Below are 19,477 nucleotides of genomic sequence, written 5' to 3' on the forward strand. Positions count from 1 at the left end.
TTGATCCTGTCTGTGTTTAATCATTAAAAGGTGTACTGGAATTGCGCCTGCAACTCATTGCTGTCTTTTTGTGCGGCTGTTTCCAGCTCGAAGTTATAGTGATTCAGCTGTAACTGGAATTTGGTGGTTTGGGCAAAAAACAGATTCAGGCCCAGAGAGTGAATGTCATATTCACCAGTTCGGCCATTGCTCAGATCGAGATAATCGTTTTGCTTGGTATTTGGATTAAAACGGTCATAGCGGTAATAACCTTGCAGCGATTTTGGCCAGAAGTCGTCAAATTTGGCATTCGACTTGATGCTGTTATAGAACTGGTCACCGAGCGTATAGAACACCGTGAGGGTATGCCCTTCAGCTTTAGCTTCCTGTACCGATGCCGTACTGGCCGAGATATAATCGGTATGCCCCTGAACATATTCATAGGTCACACCAAACGGTGCATGGTTATAGTAAAGATCGATACCAAAACGGTCGCGGGTGGCTTTATCTTCCACAATACTTGCAGCGGCAATTTTGCTTTCGCCATTGATATAGGACAGTCCCAGTTTCAGCTCACGCAGCCAGCTGGCATAATCCACCGGCAAGGTAAAAGCTGCCCGTGCCACGAATTCTTTGCCATCATTGTCATCGGCTTTATTGCTGCCATTGCCATTGGTCACGCCAAGGGCATATTCCAGCAAGGGTGCACGGTAATTCGCTGCATAGTCCACGAAGGGTTTAACATCACCACGTACAATGAAACCATTTTGTCGGGTAAACAAACCTAGCGAATTCAGTGAAGAAGCCGTAGTAATGGTGGGACGCAAGTCTTCCGGTGACTGAACATCCAGCCCAAAAGGCAACAGTTGCTGACCCAGGGTCAGATTCAGACGTGGAGTTTCCAAGCCCGCATTGGTCGAAAATGCGTGATAACGCAAATAGGCATCCAGCAGGTTAAAATTGCTGTTATTGCTGCCATCATTGCGCTTGCTATAACCATAAGAAAGTTGGTAATCGAGGTTTTTGCCTTCGTTATAATCGCGATATAAATTGCCGCGTACCCCGATCAGTGCCGTTCCAATATCGAAGCTGGATTTGGGACTCCCCGAATGATGATTGTCCTGTACATTGGCACGCAGCTGCACTGTGCCATAAAGTGTGGTATCCCGTGCAGTTTTGGCAGTTTGACGCTCGTACTGACGCGATTGGTCATATTTATAATTTTCCAGCTCGGCACGCACCGCCTCAATATCTTCCGAAGTAGCAGGAGTAGCTTCAGTGAGCAGCTGCTCCTGTTGTGCATCCGCTTCTATTTCCGGCAACTCTGCCTGAACAGCAGCAAGCTGTGGCACGGCCTTGGATTGGGCTTCTACTTCATTCAAGCGCTGTTGCAAGCTGGCCATTTGCTGTTTCAGCGTATCCAGCTGCTGATACAGTTCCTCATCTGCAGCCAAGGCCAGATTTGAGCCTCCTGAAAGCAGTAATCCCACCGCAAGCGCTAATTTTTTCTGTGTTAATTGTTTCTGTATGTGTTTCACTGACTCGAGTTCCAAAAGCGTAAAGTTCCCCCAACCCCACGCCAGATGGCATGGGGTGGCGCTGTTACGAGGGTTAAACCATTAAGCGGCGTGCTGTTGTTTTAACTTGGCTTCGACCTGAGTACCTTTAAAGAAATCAGGATTATTGGCGGTATAGAACTGATATGGATTGGTGAACACCAGCGCCTTGAAGTCTTCCGCACTAATTGCACCTTCCTGAACCAGATCCCAGGTTTCAGCCAGAGGTTCAGTCAGTTCAGGTACATCCCAGTGGCCTGAATCAGAGGAATACAGGGCATTAATTTTCTGGCCAAATGGATTTCCTTTCGGGTTTAATGCTCCCACGATGGTGCGGTCATCGGCTTCATTGCCAAAATAGAAATTCGGCACCCAGCGATCCCAGATATCCTGCTTGTGCTGGATGTTTGCTAAAGCAAAATCATTAATTTCATCAGGTTTTTGTGCATGGAAACGTGAAGTGGCCGCCACCCCAAAAATGCTTTGAATAATTTCATCCTCACTCAGTTCACGCCCCTGATATAAGCTTTCGCCATACTGACGATACAGCTCCAACGCCAGTTCCCGGTCTAAACGCTCCGGGTTATATTGCTGTACATGCTGATTGCCCCGTTTCTCAAAACGGTCAACCAGATGGGTCAGTACGTTTTGCCCCCAGGCCGCACCAGCTTCCAGCAAGGCAATCCGCAACTGTGGAATACGCTCGGTCACTCCGCCAAAGAACAGCGCTTTCGCCAGTGCCTCAGAGGCATCCGCAAAATGGTTGATATGATTAAACATGTAATTACTTGGCGAATTACGTGCTACCCAGCTCTGACTACCGGAATGGGTGGACAGGTTGATTCCCAGATCGACACTCTTTTGCCAGAACGGGTCATAATCGTATTCACTGTCAATGCCGAAGAAATCCAGCCAGTAAGCATGACGGCGCAGATCAGTATCTTCAGGATAACGCTCGGCAATGGCTTTGATCGGGCGACGTACTGCACCCGGAATCAGCGCAGTTTTTAAACCTAGCTTGTGTGCGAATTCCAGTTCTTCGATGCCCTCTTGCGGATTATTCAAAGGAATTGCAGCCACCGGAGTTAAACGGTCAGCATAAGGCTTGTACAGATCGGCATGGAAATGGTTGATGGCACGGGTCAGCGACAAACGTAAGTCATCATTGGAAGAATTGATCGGAAATAAAGACAGGTTGGGATACAACACGGCATAGTCGGTACCGAGTTCTTCTAAACGCTCGTATAACAATCCCGGCAATGACACGGTTGCCAGATCATAGGTATTTTCAGCGGGTAAGGCCCAAAATGGCGGACGGAACAAACGTCGATCTTGACGCTCTTGCGGTGTCGCGCCATACCATTCGGCAGCAAGGGCATTCAGGCCATTACTTTTTAGATGGCTACGGAACAGATCCACCACAGCTGTTCCGCCATACTGCGCGATATAGTCTTCGAGTGCAGGACTAAACGCATTGGTATGAATATCGGTATCGATTACCGGAAAGTCGAGCTGTGATCGAAGCTGTGCAGCACGAGATGTTCTGGTTTTTAAATTACTTAAAGTGGTCATGGTTATACTCTGCATTTTTAATAATCTTGTTGCTGATACATGGCAACAAGCATGCCAACTATTTAAATAATTGTTTTTTATACTTTTTATAAAAATATCCCGACAATTTATGTTGGTTTTTAATCGTTTTCCCTGTTGTTTTTTGAACAGCTGCTTAGATCAATTCAGCTCAAATCATTATTTTATTTTTACTTTTAATGCTAAAGAGCGATGTTCTGCCATCAAAATTTTGGCATTAAAAAACCCGCTTTCGCGGGCTGGATGTCATAGTATTTAAGCCGATTTTTTCTTCTTTTTACCGAACTGGGTTGCCAGTGCAGTGACATGCTGATAGCCACTCGGCAGGATTCGCTGGATCAGATCAATTGCTTTAGCATCGTTCCCGATCAGCAGACGGCGTTTGTCTTTTTGTACCGCCTCCAGAATCTGACGGGCGGCTTCTACAGGCGGGCAACGTAACAGTTTATTAAAATTGCGCGCCGATTTTTCCGGATTCATCCCCAGCGTCAGCAGGCTATTATTCATTTTAGCGGCATTGGCGATATTGGTTCGGATTCCGCCCGGATGGACACAAAGTGCGCTCACCCCACAGTTTTCCATATCCAGTTCCTGACGTAAAGATTCGGTAAAACCACGTACCGCAAACTTGGTCGCATTATAAGCAGACTGGGTCGGTTGCGCAGTTAAACCAAACAGACTGGAGATATTGATGATATGGCCATCACCGGTTTTCTTGATCAGTGGCAGGAATTCCTTGGTGCCATACACCACGCCCCAGAAATTAATTCCCACAATCCATTCCAGTTCGTCATAGCTCGCACCTTCAACGGTTGAGCCCAATGCCACTCCAGCATTGTTAAAGATCATATTGACACTGCCATGATCCTGTTCGACCTGAGCTGCCCAACTGCGAACCTGTTCCAGTTCAGCCACATTGACTTTTTGCACCGTCACCCGCACAGCACTGCCCTTGAGCAATTCAAGCGTTTGTGCCAGTCCCTGTTCATTAATATCACTGAGCGCCAGATGACAACCTTGCTCTGCCAGCAAAACTGCCAGTTGCTGGCCAATACCCGAACCGGCGCCAGTAATGGCAGCGACTTTATTATTAAAATTTTTCATTGAATTTCCTTATGTAAAAACTGCCATTCCGTGACAGCAGGATCTTGTTCTGTTGTTTCAGGAGCTAGCACAGCTCCTCAATATAGTTTTGACAATACCTATTGTCAATAATTATCCCATGTCCTTAGAGGCCAAATTTCACTGTTGAATTTCGGCATAGGTCAAAGCGCGATTTATTGCTAAGATATTCACAATCTTCATGCAGATGAGCAGCCAGGCCTTATGACCGATTCAAGCGATGCAGCACTAAAATCACGACCATCCAAGAGCAAGGAACGTCAGTTTAAAGGCCTGTCGATGGCTGAGCGGCAGCAGGCGCGTCGTGAAAAGCTGATCGAAGCCGGCATTGAAGCCTATGGCAGTCATGGATTTTTTTCAGTGACAGTCAAAGATATCTGCAATGAAGCCAAACTGACCGAACGTTATTTCTATGAATCGTTCAAAAAAAGCGAGCATCTGTTTCAGACCATTTTTTTAAAGCTGATTGATGAACTGCAACAGAATGTCATGCAGGCCATGATGCAGGCTTCCACAGATCCGAAAAAGATGATTGAAGCCGGTTTGACTGCCCTGCTCACCACATTGCGTGATAATCCGCGCATGGCCCGGATCATTTATATTGATGCCATGCTGGTGCAGGAGCTGCATAATCAGGCCACCATTCATGAAACCATGTCACGTTTTGACCGCATGATTCATGCCTTTGTCATGTTAATGATGCCGCAGTTAAATCGCAGTGAGCAGGAAATTTCGCTGGTTTCCACCGGTTTAAATGGTTATGTCACCCAAATTGCAATTCGCTGGGTGATGAGCGGTTTCAAGCAGTCACTTGAGGAAGTATTATCCTCCTGTAGCATCGTATTTCTGGCTTTACTGGAGTCATTTTCCGAGAAAAAATAGCTGTTAAATCGAGTGCTTAAACAGACTTCCTGCATGCTTTAGCCAGCCACGGCTTTAAGCTCGGAGATGCAGAAAAGTAAAATTAATTTATGGTTTTTTAAAAATTTTCTTTGTTAAAATTGTCACAATTCTTTGCGAATTTCAGCAGTTTTTCCCTTTCTGCAATGATACTGTCATAATTAGTCTTTGTAATAAGCCTGTCATAAATATAAAACGGTTCACCGTTTACATGAAATAGGGTATTGCGTTGTGAAAGATGACTATATATTAATCGTCGATGACGAACTTCCAATCCGGGAAATGATCCATACCTCTCTGGACATGGCCGGTTTTCAGTGCTTACAGGCCGAAGATGCCAAGCAGGCGCATCAGATGATTGTGGATCAGCGTCCGGCACTGATTTTACTGGACTGGATGATGCCGGGTGGTGTCAGCGGTGTAGATCTATGTCGTCGTCTGAAACGTGATGAAAGCCTGTCAGAAATTCCGGTGATCATGCTCACCGCACGTGGTGAAGAAGACCACAAGGTCCAGGGTCTGGATGCCGGTGCCGATGACTACATGACCAAGCCCTTCTCGACCCGGGAACTGGTTTCACGCATTAAAGCAGTATTGCGCCGTGCCAATGCACTTAGCGGTGAAAAAACCATTGATGCCAATGGTCTGATTCTGGATCCGGTCAGTCAGCGGGTCAATTTTGGTGATAAGATTCTGGAAATGGGTCCAACTGAATACCGTCTATTGGCGTTCTTTATGACTCATCCGGAACGGGCTTATACCCGTGCGCAATTGCTGGATCAGGTATGGGGCGGCAATGTCTATATTGAAGACCGGACCATTGATGTACATATTCGCCGTTTGCGCAAAGTATTGGAACCTTATGGGGCAAACCGCTATGTACAGACCGTACGCGGAACCGGTTACCGTTTTTCCACCCGTGCAGACGTAGCTTTAGGTTAAGGTCTTTTAAGGTAAATTTTGTTTTATGTATGAACCCTACCCCGTCCCCGAACTGGCACGTGAACACAAGAGAATCCGTTACAGCAGTTTATGGGATTTTGCTAAGCAGGATTTGCGCTTACTGGCTTTTTTCCTGGTCATTGCCGGCTTTATCGGTTTCGGGATTGGGTATTTCTGGATTTGTATCGTCATTGCCTTCGCGGCTTTCTTTGCCACCCAGATGCGTTCTTTATATCTGGTCAATGAATGGATTTCCAATCGCCCTTATGATGTTCCACCGAATATTGGCGGCATTTGGGGCGCACTGTTATTCAATGTCTACCGCGCCCAGCGTCAGGAACGCATTGTTCAGGCTGAAATGGTCGAGCTGATCGATCGTGCCCAGTCTTCACTGGTGGCCTTGCAAGAAGCCGTGGTCCTGATTGATGAAAACCAGCAGATTGAATGGTGGAATCCGGCGGCCGAACGGCTACTCGGCATTTCCAGTGATGACCGTCGCCGTAATATTTTAACCTTATTGCGCCAGCCAAGTTTTATTGAATATTATCATCATATTGATGAATCCCCAGATGGCCTGAAAATGCGTTCTTCACTGTTTGAAGACCATTATGTTCAGGTCAAAATGACCCGTTTTGGCGGAGAAAGCCGGGTACTGGTGGCTTATGATGTGACCCGGATGCATAATCTGGAACAGATGCGTAAAGATTTTGTCGACAATATTTCACATGAATTACGGACGCCTTTGACCGTACTTAGCGGCTATATTGAAACCTTTACCGATCAGGAAGACATCAATCCACGCTGGAAACGCGCCTTTGACCAGATGCAATCGCAGACCCGACGCATGAATGCCCTGGTCAATGACCTGCTGCTGCTGTCACGTCTGGAAAATGACAAGAATATTGCCAAAAACCAGATCATTGAAATGCCGAGTCTGATGAATCAGCTGTTTGATGATGCACAGGCCTATAATATTGATTATGGCCATACCCTGAATCTGGATATTGACAGCCACTGTGATCTAATTGGCTCCGACATGGAACTGGCCAGTGCCTTTAGCAACCTGATCACCAATGCGATCAAATACACCCCCAAAGGTGGCACCATCACCATGGGCTGGCATGATGACGGCGAATCGGCCTATTTTGTGGTGCAGGATAACGGCATCGGGATCGACCCCAAACATCTGCCACGTCTGACCGAACGGTTTTACCGCATTGATTCAGACCGTAGCCGGCGTACGGGTGGTACCGGTCTGGGACTGGCGATTGTGAAACATGTATTAATGCAGCATCAGGCACATCTGGAAATCGAATCTAAAGAAAACCAGGGCTCTACTTTTAAGGTAATTTTCCCCAAAGAACGCCTCAGTTTTCCAGACTAATATTCCCATTAAAAAAGCTGCCATCGGCAGCTTTTTTATTCAGGATGCGATCTGTTTCTCTTTCGCCAGGGCCCGCGCATAGGCAGCACGTTGTGATACCCGTTTCAGGTAGGCCTGAATCGCAGGATAACTTTGACCGGTACGACTTTGCATGGCCTCCAAAGGAAAACTCATCTGAATGTCGGCAAAACTGAAATGCCCGGCAAAATAATCATGCTCGCTCAAATAGCTTTCCAGAAACTGGATATGATCTTTTAAGCGGCTCTGTACAAACTGCTTTTTCACTCCCTCACAGATTTTCTTGGCCACAGGTCGAATCAGCAAGGGTGTACGTTTAGGCACGGTGGTCATCACCAGCTGCATCACCAATAACGGCATTAACGAACCTTCAGCATAATGCATCCAGTAACGGTACTGGGCCTTATTGGTCGCATCCTGAGGTCGAAACTGCTGCTGTTCATCATAGCTTTCCTGTAAATATTCCAGAATCGCGGCAGATTCAGCCAGTACCTGTTCCTGATCGACCAGAATTGGTGCCTTCCCCAAGGGATGAATCTGTTTTAAGGCAGCAGGCGCAGAAAGATTAGGCTGGCGCTGATAATATTTAACCTCGTAATCCAGCCCTAATTCTTCCATGGCCCAGAGAATACGAAACGATCGTGATTGTTCGAGATGATGTAAGACACGCATATTAGACTCATGATTTTATTGTTCTTGCTCACTGAGCATAGCAAAAAGCAGCAAAATTTAGTTCATGTTTTGATGACTGTAATGATATGTTCCCTCGATTGCAAATTCACGATTTTTAGTTCAAATCAGACAGGGCTGCATCCACCCCTGTCATTTTGATCATTTATCTGGAGGCACGCATCCGGTCGGGAAATGCCGGAGCTTCTAAACGTGGCCCGTCATAAGCAGGAATGGAACCAAAACGCTCATGCCCTTCGATCCACTGTTCCCGTGCAATTTTAAGTTCCTCGGTAGTCCGCCCGACCAGATTCCACCACAGTAAAATCGGACTTTCAAATGGCTCTCCACCAATTAATAACACCCGGCTTCCGGCATGAATTTCAGCATTGACCTGCGTCAAGCCCGGCTCCAGAATCAGCATATTATCTTCGGTCAGCTCATGTCCATTGATACTGGCTGTACCTTCAAGCACCATAAAACCATATTCAAATTTCGGATTCAGGGGCAAGCGCGCAGTTGTACTTTCAGCGGCATACAGATCTACGCCCAGCAGTTCACTATGCACTCTAACCGGTGATGCTGTTTTTAAATATTCGCCCACCAGTACGGTAAACTCAATGCCCTGATCATGCACCACTGGCAATTCGGGATAATGCTCAAAACCCGGCGCCATATTGATCTTGTCATCCGGCAAGGCAATCCATAACTGCGCCGCATGCATATGGGTTTCACTTTCCGGTGAAACCTCAGTATGTGAAATACCATAGCCCGAGGTCATCAGATTGACCTGTTTAGGCCGAATCAGCTGCTGATTTCCCAAACTGTCATTGTGCATCATGGTGCCTTTGAGCATCCAGGTAAAGGTCTGCAGACCAATATGCGGATGTGGCCCAACATCCAGCCCATCACCTTGTGGAAAGCTGGCCGGACCGGCGTGATCCAGAAAACACCAGGCACCAATCATACGTTTATGCCGGCTGGGCAAGGCACGTTTAATCACCGTACCCTGTCCGATTTCGGCACGGCGTAAAGGAAATTCCTGAATAAACTGGTTAACATACTTTTCACAATCATCCGAATTGGACAGTTCAATATCACTATTGTTCGACATGGCTGAGCTCACCTCGGCATTTTTATTCCAGATTTTGGCTTATTTAAGACATACTTCCCTTTAACTGCTGCAAGATGTCTCTCTTCAGGACAATGTACAGGGTCTCCATACAAAATCTATCTCTGGAAATATTTAGATACGTATAAAACGCTCGTGCAGTGAACCGCTATACTCTTGCATCGCGTATGCAATTTAAAATGTCACAGTGCCAAAACCTGAAAATAAACAGCTAAATGCTTAAGTATAGGCTGCCAGATATGAACTCGAACCGACCTCAACCAGACTGGTCTAATTACCCCATGTTTCACGTGAAACGAATAATTTAATTTAGAAAATTTTAGCCGCTAAAAATTATTTTTTAGTGATTTCAATAACTTTTCTGCATTTAACAAACATAAATTTTGTTACGTTTTAAGTTTAAATTTATGTCAGATACCCAATTATAGGGAGGTTATTTTTCACCCAGTCACGGCATAATAGGCACCTAGAACAATAATACCGGACCATGGACATGTCTTCTAAAAATGAGAATATATATTCAGCAGCGAATATATCTTTTCAAAATTCGATGACCGATAAATCACTGAAACTATCTGAGTGTGACCTGCAGAACCGTCAGCTGATTGAACAGGCGCTGACTGATGCTCAGGCGCGTATTCCTGGCCAGTTTCAGCAATATTTCCATGACTATGTCTATACCAATACTCATCATAGCTTGCGTCAAATTAACTATCTGGCTCAAATTGCTTTTCTGCTGTATTTCTTTGCCGACATTCTGATTATTCCCGACATGTTTTTTATTTCCGGCCTGATGCGTGTGGTGCTGGTACTCGGCGCCATGGTTTGCTGCTATTACCTGTTCAAAAAAAATAAGAATATTCAGGTTCTGGACAGGATTTTGCCAATTGGCACCACCCTGGCTGCAGCGGGCTGGATTAGCCTGCTGTTACTTTCAAGCAGTCCCCATGTGGCTACCTATATCTATGCCTCTGCAATCTTTATCTTGATTGCCAATCTATGTGTGCAGATCCAGTTTAAAGTAGCGCTGTACTGTTCTATCCTGATTGCGCTGTTTATCACGATTGGGGTGACCCAGTTAATGACTGCCTCTCAAGCCTTTATCTTTACTGTGGTTTTTAGTCCACTCTGGTTTTTTAGCATCTATATTAACTGGAACAATATTCTGAATGTACGACGTTCTTTCCTGCGATCACTACTCGATGAGTGGAACTATCAAACCTTAAAGAATCTGGCACATACCGATGATTTGACCCAGTTGTATAATCGCCGCCATTTTGTCGATATGGCTGAACGTTCGATTCATAAATGGCCCAAACATGCCAGTACCTGCCTGCTGATGTTTGACGTCGATCATTTTAAAAATATCAATGACAATTATGGACACGATATCGGCGATCGTGTGCTACAGCTGATTGCTGAGGTAACCCGTAAAGAAATGCGGCATAGTGATGTACTGGCACGTTTTGGCGGCGAAGAGTTTATTGCCTTACTGGAAGATACCCAGCTGCAGGACAGTCTGGTGATTGCAGAGCGCATTCGTTGTACGATTCAGAAACAATTCATTTATGCCAAACCCAACCATCCGATTCGGTTCACCATTTCGATTGGTGTAGCAGAACTGGAGTCACATACCCAAACGCTGGAAGACCTGATCAAGCAAGCCGATATCGCCTTATACCGGGCAAAAAAATCAGGCCGAAACCGGATTGAAGTCTATCATCCTGAAATGCCGGAAAAATCCAAACCTGCCAAAGCACAGCCTTGGAGTGTCTTTAAGCCAGCAACTCAGCAGGATCAGGTCACGACAAATAAAGCCGAGCAATCCTGGTCTGCGCTATAGGCCAGAAGAACCGATATGGAATCTAAACTAGCCACTTAAGCTTAAAAAATAAATTAACTTTTCTACTTTAAACTTAAGCGACAAAAGAATAGAATATTTTTTATACAAATGTATATAAATTTTCGCTTATCTATTTCTGTAAATTTTAATTTGGGAAGGCTGCATGCCGCATGATTATGAAAAAGAATCTCGCGTCCTGATTCAGGATGCGCTTCAAGATCCGCTTGTTCGTATTCCCGCGCCGTTAAAAACGGCCTATCATGCCCATCAAAAGCAGCTGACTTTAAAATATTTATTACAGGTCAATTTATTCGCACAGCTGGCCTATGCTTCTTATACCCTGGCCGACATTCTGGTATTGAGTGATATTTTCCATTTATTGCTGTTCACCAAATTAAGTTATACCCTTCTGGTTATTATAGTTACCCTCTGGATGTATCGGGTTTATCAGAATTTAAAAGTCTTTGATTTATTGCTCCCCACTTCGATTATTGGTGCCAGTGCAATCTGGTTTTTTAATCTGAATCAGTCCGAAAGTGCCCATACCCTCATCTATCAATATGCTGCTTTGGTCTTTATTGTACTGGCCAATTTATGTGTGCAGATTCGGTTCTGGCCATCATTGATCACGTCAGGCCTGATTACCCTGATCATTTATATCGGCGTATATTTCAATACCCAAGCTGACCTGTACCAGATGTTTTTATTTTCCTTGATTTATATGCCGGTATTGACCTTTAGTCTTTATATTAGCTGGAGCTCCACTTTAAAATCACGCATTGTATTCTTGCAGCATACCCTGAATGAATATAACCGGCAGGCCTTTGAGAATCTGGCACATACCGACTCTCTGACTGGCCTGAATAACCGTCGCTGCTTTGAATATCTGGCACAACAACTGCTACAGCAGCATTCCGATCAGCCTGTGCCGATAAGTTTACTGGTATTTGATGTTGATCATTTTAAACAGATCAATGATCGTTATGGACATGATATTGGCGATCAGGTACTGCAACTGATTGCACAGACCACACGCCATGAAATGCGGCAGAGTGATATCGTCGCGCGCTACGGCGGTGAGGAATTTATTGCATTTTTACCAGACACTGCTCTGGATGAGGCCTTAAGTATTGCAGAGCGTTTAAGGCATAAAATCGCAAATATTGTGGTCGATCTGGAGCAACATCGTTTTAGCTTTAGTGTGTCTGTGGGCGCAGCGATTTTAACAAGCGGCGAAACGGATCTATTGTCCCTGATTAAGCAAGCCGATATTGCCTTATATCAAGCCAAAGCCAATGGCCGGAATCGGGTGGAGGCTTATGATGCAAAGATGGAGCAGAGTTTAGCCAGAGAAGTGCAAAACTGGCAGCTTAAACCGGCTTAAGATAATAATTAGAAATAAAAGTTACTAACAGCATATTTATAAAGATAAATTTTTTAAAGGGAAAACTAAATTCATGAAGATTAAACGTATTTCTAAAATTAATAATTTTTCAATTTTCAGAAATTTTGATTGGGAAACCAACTTAACTTATCAAAACAAACAAGGGCAAAATGAAATCTACGATTTTAAAGATATCAATATCTTGTATGGAAGAAACTATTCAGGAAAAACGAGCCTTTCAAAAATAATTAGATGCCTTGAAAAAAGGGAACTTCCGCGTAAATATAATAATCCTAATTTCAAAATTAAACTTTCAAATGATAGTGAAATAACTCACTCCACCATCCAAAATTTTGAATCTCCGATTCGTGTTTACAACTCTGATTTCGTAAAAGAAAATTTAAAATTTATACATAACGAAGATGAAAATATTGAATCATTTTCAGTCACTTTGGGCGGCGACAACCGACAGATTTTAAATCATATCCAAGAATTGAAAAATGAATTAGGTTCAAGCGAAGAAAGTAGTAAAACAGGGATATATCTTGATATTTTTAATAAAGATAAAGAGATTCAAAATGCTAAAAACGATCATCAAGAAAAATTAAGTGACCTAGACAAAAAATTATCAGATAAAGCAACTCGCAACCCTGATTCAATCAAGAATCAACACTCAATTTTTGGCGATATTAATTACAACGTAGGAAAACTCAAAAGTGAAATCATTGAAGTACAAAATTCTAATTTTCAATCCTTAACTTATGATCAAAAAACAGAAAAGATAGCGCTAATAAGACAAGTCGAATTACCTCCCCCTACGGAGCTTACAACTTATACTTTAAATTTCTCATCTCTCATAAATTCAACCGCACAAATTTTAAAAACTGTTGTGGGTGGTTCTCAAAAAATTGAGGAATTAGTCAAAGACAGTGAGCTTAATTCATGGGTACAGAAAGGTCATCACTTGCATAAGGATCGATCTAGTTGCGCCTTTTGTACTAATAAAATTTCTGAACAAAGACAAACAGAGTTAAGACAACATTTTGATCAAGAAACTCAACTTCTTCAAAACCGTATTGCAGATGGTATAGGAAAGATAAAAGAATTCTTACAAAGCCAAAGTTTTAAAATCAGTTTTGATATAAATCATTACTATCAAAAACATCATACTACTTTAACCGAGTTAAAAGAGAATCTTCACACGACTATAGAATTACAAAAAGTATCGCTCGAACAAATTATAAAATTACTCGAGCAAAAAAACAGGCAACTATTTACTGAATTAGAAGCTGAATACCCAATAGATTATTCAAATAATATTAAAGCTATTCTTGAACAAGTTTCTGAAATCAGAAATGAATGCATTCAATTAAATAGCGACTTAAAATCTCAACAAATGGAAGCAAAAAAAGCATTACGTTTAGACCATATTTATAACTTTTTACAAACTATCAACTACTCTCAGTTAACTTCTGATATAGAGTTTGCATCGCAAGCTATAGTACCTTTAGAAACTGAACTAGCAAAGCTAAGAACTCGAAAAGATACAGTTCTGTCAGATATTGAAATTGAAGAAGCCAAATTAAAATCTGAAGGTGAAGCTTGTAAACGCATTAAAAAGCTTCTAAATCATGAATTTGGACATCCAGATTTAAGTTTAGAACCGATTGAAGTTGATACTACCAATGGAAAGCAAATTAAATTTGAAATACAACGAATTAAAAATGGAAGTAAAACTAAAGCTCACAATTTGAGTGAAGGTGAATGTAGCTTAATTTCCTTTTGCTATTTTTTGGCTAGAATCCAAGATGATTTAGACCAAGATAAGAAGCCCATTATTTGGATAGATGACCCAATTTGTAGTTTAGATAGTAATCATATTTTCTTTATTTACAGCCTAATAAATGAAAAAATTTGTGGATTAAAAAAGTTCTCTCAATTATTTATCTCTACGCACAATTTAGAGTTTTTGAAATATCTCAAAAGATTGGACAAAAGTTTCCATAATAATGGTGCAACACCGAGTTTGAAAATTTCTCATTTTTTGATTCAGAGAACAGAAAACAACTCAACTATTTCAAAAATGCCAAATTACCTAAGTGAATACGCTACTGAATTTAACTACCTTTTCAACCAAATTCACACATGTGCTAGTACAAACATCTTAAGTGATGAAAATCATTCTTTCTTTTACAATTTTAGCAATAATGCACGAAAATTTATTGAAATTTATTCATTTTATAAATTTCCTACCTTTTTTCAAGAAGATGATGAACGATTAAAAGCTTTTTGGAATGATGAAATTTATCGCTTATTTATTGGAAGAGTAAATAATGAATACTCTCATTGTGCAGGTGTTTTAGAGCGAGGCATGTCACTGATGGATGTACCTGAAATGCATCGAGTAGCTAAAGCAATTATTCAAAAGGTTAAAGAAGACACACAACAATATAACGCTTTATTAGAGAGCATCAATATAGATATAGCTAATGACCCATTAAGTTCTCTTCAAACAGAAGCTGCATAAAAAAAGAGCGCCGAAGCGCTCTTTTTTTCATTTGGAAAGTTTAGGTTTTTCCCAAATTGCCGCGAGCATAGCTCTTGGTGTAATTTAGGCAGACAGTCGTGCTATCTAAAATTCTAAACTGCCGCGAGCATAGCTCTTGGCGTAAAACTGGCAAGCAGCAACGCTGCTTGAAAGCCCAGTTTTACTCCCATTCAATCGTTGCAGGTGGTTTAGAAGATACGTCATACACCACACGAGAAACATCAGCAATCTCATTCATGATACGGGTAGAGATTTTGTCTACCAGATCATAAGGAAGATGTGCAAAACGCGCGGTCATGAAGTCCACAGTTTCTACTGCACGCAGTGCAATCACCCATGCATAACGGCGACCATCACCCACTACACCAACAGATTTCACTGGCTGGAATACTGCAAATGCTTGAGCAGTCTTGTCATACCAACCGCTGGCACGTAGTTCCTGCATGAAAATGTCATCTGCAAGGCGCAAGATGTCTGCATATTCTTTTTTCACTTCACCCAGAATACGCACGCCCAAACCCGGACCCGGGAACGGATGACGGTAGATCATGCTGTGCGGCAAGCCCAAAGTGGTACCCAGTTTACGTACTTCATCTTTAAATAAGTCACGTAATGGCTCAACCAATTCAAAGGCCAGATCTGCTGGTAAACCGCCCACATTATGGTGCGATTTAATCACATGTGCCTTGCCCTGTTTGCTTGCAGCAGATTCAATCACGTCTGGATAAATCGTACCTTGCGCCAGGAACTTAACGCCATCTAATTTACGGGCTTCTTCAGCGAAGACTGCAATAAACTCACGGCCAATAATTTTACGTTTTGCTTCAGGATCGACTTCGCCTGCAAGTGCAGTCAGGAAACGCTCTTCAGCAGCAGCACGGATTACACGGATCCCCATGTTGTCGGCAAACATTTGCATCACCTGATCGCCTTCGTTCAAACGAAGCAGACCATTGTCTACAAATACACACGTCAGCTGATCACCAATGGCTTTGTGCAACAACGCAGCAACTACAGATGAATCGACACCACCTGACAGACCCAGTAATACTTTCTCATCACCAATTTGCTGGCGCAGCTGTTCTACACGTAGATCAATAATGTGTTCAGGCGTCCATAGACCGCGACAACCACAAATCTGATGAACGAAGTTAGACAGTAATTCTGCACCTTTCGAAGTATGGGTTACTTCAGGGTGGAACTGAATGCCATAGAAACCGCGAGTTTCATCAGACACCATTGCAATTGGGCAACTTGGGGTCTGTGCAGTGATCTGGAAGCCTTCTGGAATACGGGCAACTTTATCGCCGTGGCTCATCCAGACATGCAGCTGATTTTCACGGTCCTGTAAATTACCGATCAGCTTGTCACGTACTACAATATCTACTTCTGCATAGCCAAATTCATGCACAGTCCCTGGCTCGACTTTACCGCCAAGCTGTTCGCACATGGTTTGCAGGCCATAACAAATACCCAATACCGGCACACCCAGTTCGAATACCACTTGCGGCGCACGTGGGCTGCCTTCAAGGTGAACACTTTCAGGTCCACCAGACAAGATGATACCGTTTGGATTAAATGCACGAATGTCTTCTTCAGACATGTCATAGGCATACATTTCAGAATATACGCCAGCTTCACGTACGCGACGTGCGATAAGCTGACTATATTGAGAACCGAAATCCAGAATCAGGATACGATCTTCAGTAATTTGAGTATTGGTAGTCATGACGAACAACTATGAAAGGCAAACGAAAGATAAGCGCCGCATTCTAGCATTTTTCTTGAGTTTACGCACACTATTCCAAACAGGATAAAGATTAAACAGTTAAATTATTTTTGAGCTGTTTTTAAACAATCACCAAGCCGGTCTTGGGCTTGAAAACAGGAGAGCCCATTGCAGCCTCTCCTGTTTAAAAATAACAACCGGGTTTATTTCACCCGTTCAATCTTGATGACATCAATGTCGGTCGGTTTATAACGATGAGTATCAACCTCACCCCAGACTTTTACCCGATCACCGGCTTTGATTTTTAACGCTTTCCAGTCATCATCATCGACATCAATCATGATGCTGCCACTCCGATCTTTCAGCTCAAATTCATCACTGTCTGTCGAGCGCTGCTTTACAATCTGGCCCACTACCGTCACGCCTGTTTCATCTTTCATTTTATGCGCCTGGGCAATGCTGACCACATTCTTTTGGGCTTCTGCCATCAGTGCCTGATCGGACTTGGCCTGAAGGGTCGGACTTGCTGCTGCCACTACCAGTGTTGCTAGAATATATTGCTTCATACTCAACCTTTCCTTGCAGTATCATTAAGCTACCATCTAAGCAGAAAGTTGCCATCCGCTCCGCAGCGATTATGTAACAGCAACATTAGCCCCTGTCATTTGTTTAAAACCATAGCAATAAAAACCGGGCGATGGTGTGACAGTCATGAGTTTGCAACAGGCCGAGGCAGCCCCCGAGCCAAAGCGCCAGCAGCAAAATAGTCGACTTTTATTACTGACTTTAACGGTGATCACTGTTAGGATTTCAGCACACTTTTGCTTGTACTCGGCTCATGGAACTGATTGATTTTATCTTGCATGTGGATGACCATCTGCTTGAATTTATCACCAATTACGGGATCTGGATTTATGCCATTCTTTTCCTGATTATCTTTGTTGAAACCGGTCTGGTGGTCATGCCCTTCCTACCGGGCGACAGCTTGTTATTTGCTGCCGGCGCACTGGCTGCCTCTACCGGCGCCATGGACCCCTGGGTGCTGATTCCGCTCCTGTTTGCTGCGGCAGTCTTGGGTGATACTCTGAATTATCATATTGGTAAATATATCGGGCCACGGGTGTTCGAGATTGAATCGCGCTTTATCAATAAAAAGCATTTATTGGCCACCCAGCAGTTCTTTGCCAGACATGGGGGTAAAACCATTATCTTTGCGCGTTTTGTGCCTTTTGCCCGTACCTTTGCCCCCTTTGTCGCGGGTGCCGGCAGCATGAATTATAAATATTTCCTGACTTATAATGTGGTCGGCGCATTCCTCTGGATTAGCTCTTTTGTCATTCTGGGCTATATGTTTGGTAATATGCCGATTGTCAAAGACAACTTCACCTATTTGATTTTTGGCATTATTATTTTAAGTATCTTGCCAGGCCTCATTGGTTTTATTCAGCAGCGACTCAAAAAAGGTAAAACAGCTTAACTAGGTTTTAACGCCTGAGGTTTAAGCCCATAGTTTGATCAGTAACGGGATCAGACACAGCAGCACAAAGAGAGCCGAGCCTTTATAAATCAGGCCGGCTTTTACTTTTTCCGATTGACTGGTCAAAATGGCCTGCCCGAATACCATCCAGAAAATTGCGACTGGAACGGTACTCAAGCAAAAGGCAGCAAATACCAGAACGAAGTTGGTCGGACTCTGCCAGGTTTCCATGGGTAAAATTCCAGAAGCCAGCAGTGCTGCCTTAGGATTTTTTAGGGTGGCTGTGAACATTTGCCAAGGTTTAATCTGGGGATGATTTTTGCTGTAGCGTTCTAACTGCCGGGCTTTATATAAACGCAGCGTCATCCAGCCGACACAAATGGTACTCAGCACATATACCAGGCTTTTAAAGTTTGGCCAGATCGGCAAAGCCAGATGAATCAATAAGGCCCAGACATTAATCGCATAAAAATAGCCAAGCAGAATGGCCGGAATATACAGGCTGGTTTTGGCCTGCCCCTGCTGATAGGCAGCACTGGCGACCAAGGCATTGGCGGGACCTGGAATCATCAAAACGGCGATCAGCCCCAATACAAACAACCAGTTTTCAATCATCACGATGAACTATCCCGAGCCAAGGTGCTAGCTTAATCAATAAGCTGGTGTCATCACAAGTATATAAGTTACAGATTTTTATGCAGTCAGGTCAATTTCCAGTGAAATTTCTTTAAGTTTTATTGCATGAATATTAAAAAAAACCATAAAAAATGCCGACCTGAAGTCAGCATTAATCAGCAAAATGATGAATGATTTATTGAGGATTTGTCGGACGAATGACCAGCGGACAGTTTTTATAACGTGCGGCTTGAACAATCGCTTCCTGCTCACCTAACAGCCGGGCCAGTTCAGTTCTTTTGGTATTGGAGGACTGTCCCATATTGACTGAAACACTCGGCCCAATTCCCCAACCACCGCGACTGCCCCAGCCACCCCCCAGACCCACACCGACACCAACGCCAGTACGTTTCGGGGGCTCGACGCCATTGTCGATATATTGCTGAATACGGTCATATTCACCCTGCAGCTGTGGACAGCCCAAGGTCTGATACTGGGTCGGGGACACATAGGTCGGTTTGACTGTGGTTGCACAGGCGCTTAGTAATGCAAGTGCTGCAAAACTCAGGCTTAATTTCACAAGTTTCAT

At 43.5% G+C, this 19,477-nt stretch carries 16 protein-coding genes; 7 read left to right on the forward strand and 9 right to left on the reverse strand.

Annotated elements, in window-relative coordinates:
- Window positions 1-23: 23 nt before the first annotated feature.
- From AC3IT7_RS14255 to AC3IT7_RS14265, 3 genes are all read right to left on the reverse strand, one after another.
- The gene (locus AC3IT7_RS14255) at window positions 24-1,508 is read right to left on the reverse strand and encodes a porin family protein (RefSeq protein ID WP_489250023.1); all 1,485 of its coding nucleotides are present in this window, start codon (window positions 1,506-1,508) and stop codon (window positions 24-26) included.
- Between the two features lie 90 nt (window positions 1,509-1,598).
- A complete protein-coding gene (locus AC3IT7_RS14260) occupies window positions 1,599-3,107 on the reverse strand; it encodes an amidohydrolase family protein (protein WP_489248896.1) in 1,509 nt (502 codons plus the stop codon).
- 273 nt (window positions 3,108-3,380) lie between these two features.
- Window positions 3,381-4,229, reverse strand: coding sequence for an SDR family NAD(P)-dependent oxidoreductase (locus tag AC3IT7_RS14265; RefSeq protein WP_489248897.1), 849 nt, complete (start codon window positions 4,227-4,229; stop codon window positions 3,381-3,383).
- A gap of 222 nt (window positions 4,230-4,451) precedes the next feature.
- On the opposite strand from AC3IT7_RS14265, the gene AC3IT7_RS14270 reads away from it, so the two are divergent.
- The 3 genes from AC3IT7_RS14270 (at window position 4,452) to phoR (ending at window position 7,473) form a co-directional block, all read left to right on the forward strand.
- On the forward strand, window positions 4,452-5,129 hold the full coding sequence (locus AC3IT7_RS14270; protein WP_475653544.1) for a TetR/AcrR family transcriptional regulator: 678 nt from the start codon (window positions 4,452-4,454) through the stop codon (window positions 5,127-5,129).
- Window positions 5,130-5,378: 249 nt separating this feature from the next.
- Entirely contained in the window at window positions 5,379-6,089 is a 711-nt protein-coding gene (gene phoB / locus AC3IT7_RS14275) for a phosphate regulon transcriptional regulator PhoB (protein WP_475653543.1), read from the forward strand.
- A gap of 25 nt (window positions 6,090-6,114) precedes the next feature.
- A complete protein-coding gene (gene phoR, locus AC3IT7_RS14280; protein WP_489248898.1) occupies window positions 6,115-7,473 on the forward strand; it encodes a phosphate regulon sensor histidine kinase PhoR in 1,359 nt (452 codons plus the stop codon).
- A 39-nt stretch (window positions 7,474-7,512) separates the two neighbouring features.
- Here phoR and AC3IT7_RS14285 read toward each other — a convergent pair whose 3' ends face one another.
- Window positions 7,513-8,163 (reverse strand): glutathione S-transferase family protein, encoded by a 651-nt coding sequence (locus AC3IT7_RS14285; protein ID WP_489248899.1) that lies wholly within the window; start codon window positions 8,161-8,163, stop codon window positions 7,513-7,515.
- Between the two features lie 163 nt (window positions 8,164-8,326).
- On the reverse strand, window positions 8,327-9,274 hold the full coding sequence (locus AC3IT7_RS14290) for a pirin family protein (RefSeq protein WP_489248900.1): 948 nt from the start codon (window positions 9,272-9,274) through the stop codon (window positions 8,327-8,329).
- A gap of 511 nt (window positions 9,275-9,785) precedes the next feature.
- Between AC3IT7_RS14290 and AC3IT7_RS14295 the strand changes: the two genes are divergently transcribed.
- The 3 genes from AC3IT7_RS14295 (at window position 9,786) to AC3IT7_RS14305 (ending at window position 15,046) form a co-directional block, all read left to right on the forward strand.
- The gene (locus AC3IT7_RS14295; protein WP_489248901.1) at window positions 9,786-11,135 is read left to right on the forward strand and encodes a GGDEF domain-containing protein; all 1,350 of its coding nucleotides are present in this window, start codon (window positions 9,786-9,788) and stop codon (window positions 11,133-11,135) included.
- A gap of 163 nt (window positions 11,136-11,298) precedes the next feature.
- On the forward strand, window positions 11,299-12,519 hold the full coding sequence (locus AC3IT7_RS14300; protein ID WP_489248902.1) for a GGDEF domain-containing protein: 1,221 nt from the start codon (window positions 11,299-11,301) through the stop codon (window positions 12,517-12,519).
- 73 nt (window positions 12,520-12,592) lie between these two features.
- Window positions 12,593-15,046, forward strand: coding sequence for an AAA family ATPase (locus AC3IT7_RS14305; protein WP_489248903.1), 2,454 nt, complete (start codon window positions 12,593-12,595; stop codon window positions 15,044-15,046).
- Between the two features lie 181 nt (window positions 15,047-15,227).
- Here AC3IT7_RS14305 and guaA read toward each other — a convergent pair whose 3' ends face one another.
- Window positions 15,228-16,796, reverse strand: a complete 1,569-nt coding sequence (guaA, locus tag AC3IT7_RS14310) for a glutamine-hydrolyzing GMP synthase (protein ID WP_475654958.1) — start codon at window positions 16,794-16,796, stop codon at window positions 15,228-15,230.
- A 203-nt stretch (window positions 16,797-16,999) separates the two neighbouring features.
- The gene (locus AC3IT7_RS14315; RefSeq protein ID WP_489248904.1) at window positions 17,000-17,362 is read right to left on the reverse strand and encodes a NirD/YgiW/YdeI family stress tolerance protein; all 363 of its coding nucleotides are present in this window, start codon (window positions 17,360-17,362) and stop codon (window positions 17,000-17,002) included.
- A 272-nt stretch (window positions 17,363-17,634) separates the two neighbouring features.
- Here AC3IT7_RS14315 and AC3IT7_RS14320 point away from each other — a divergent pair, with 272 nt between their 5' ends.
- Window positions 17,635-18,273 carry a DedA family protein gene (locus AC3IT7_RS14320; RefSeq protein ID WP_489248905.1) on the forward strand — a complete coding sequence of 213 codons (639 nt, stop codon included), beginning with the start codon at window positions 17,635-17,637 and terminating at the stop codon, window positions 18,271-18,273.
- 21 nt (window positions 18,274-18,294) lie between these two features.
- Here AC3IT7_RS14320 and AC3IT7_RS14325 read toward each other — a convergent pair whose 3' ends face one another.
- Together AC3IT7_RS14325 and AC3IT7_RS14330 are read right to left on the reverse strand one after the other, a co-directional pair.
- Window positions 18,295-18,888 carry a threonine transporter RhtB gene (locus tag AC3IT7_RS14325; protein ID WP_475654959.1) on the reverse strand — a complete coding sequence of 198 codons (594 nt, stop codon included), beginning with the start codon at window positions 18,886-18,888 and terminating at the stop codon, window positions 18,295-18,297.
- Window positions 18,889-19,084: 196 nt separating this feature from the next.
- On the reverse strand, window positions 19,085-19,477 hold the full coding sequence (locus tag AC3IT7_RS14330; protein ID WP_475654955.1) for a hypothetical protein: 393 nt from the start codon (window positions 19,475-19,477) through the stop codon (window positions 19,085-19,087).

It is taken from the genome of Acinetobacter sp. KH_038, from assembly GCF_057839405.1.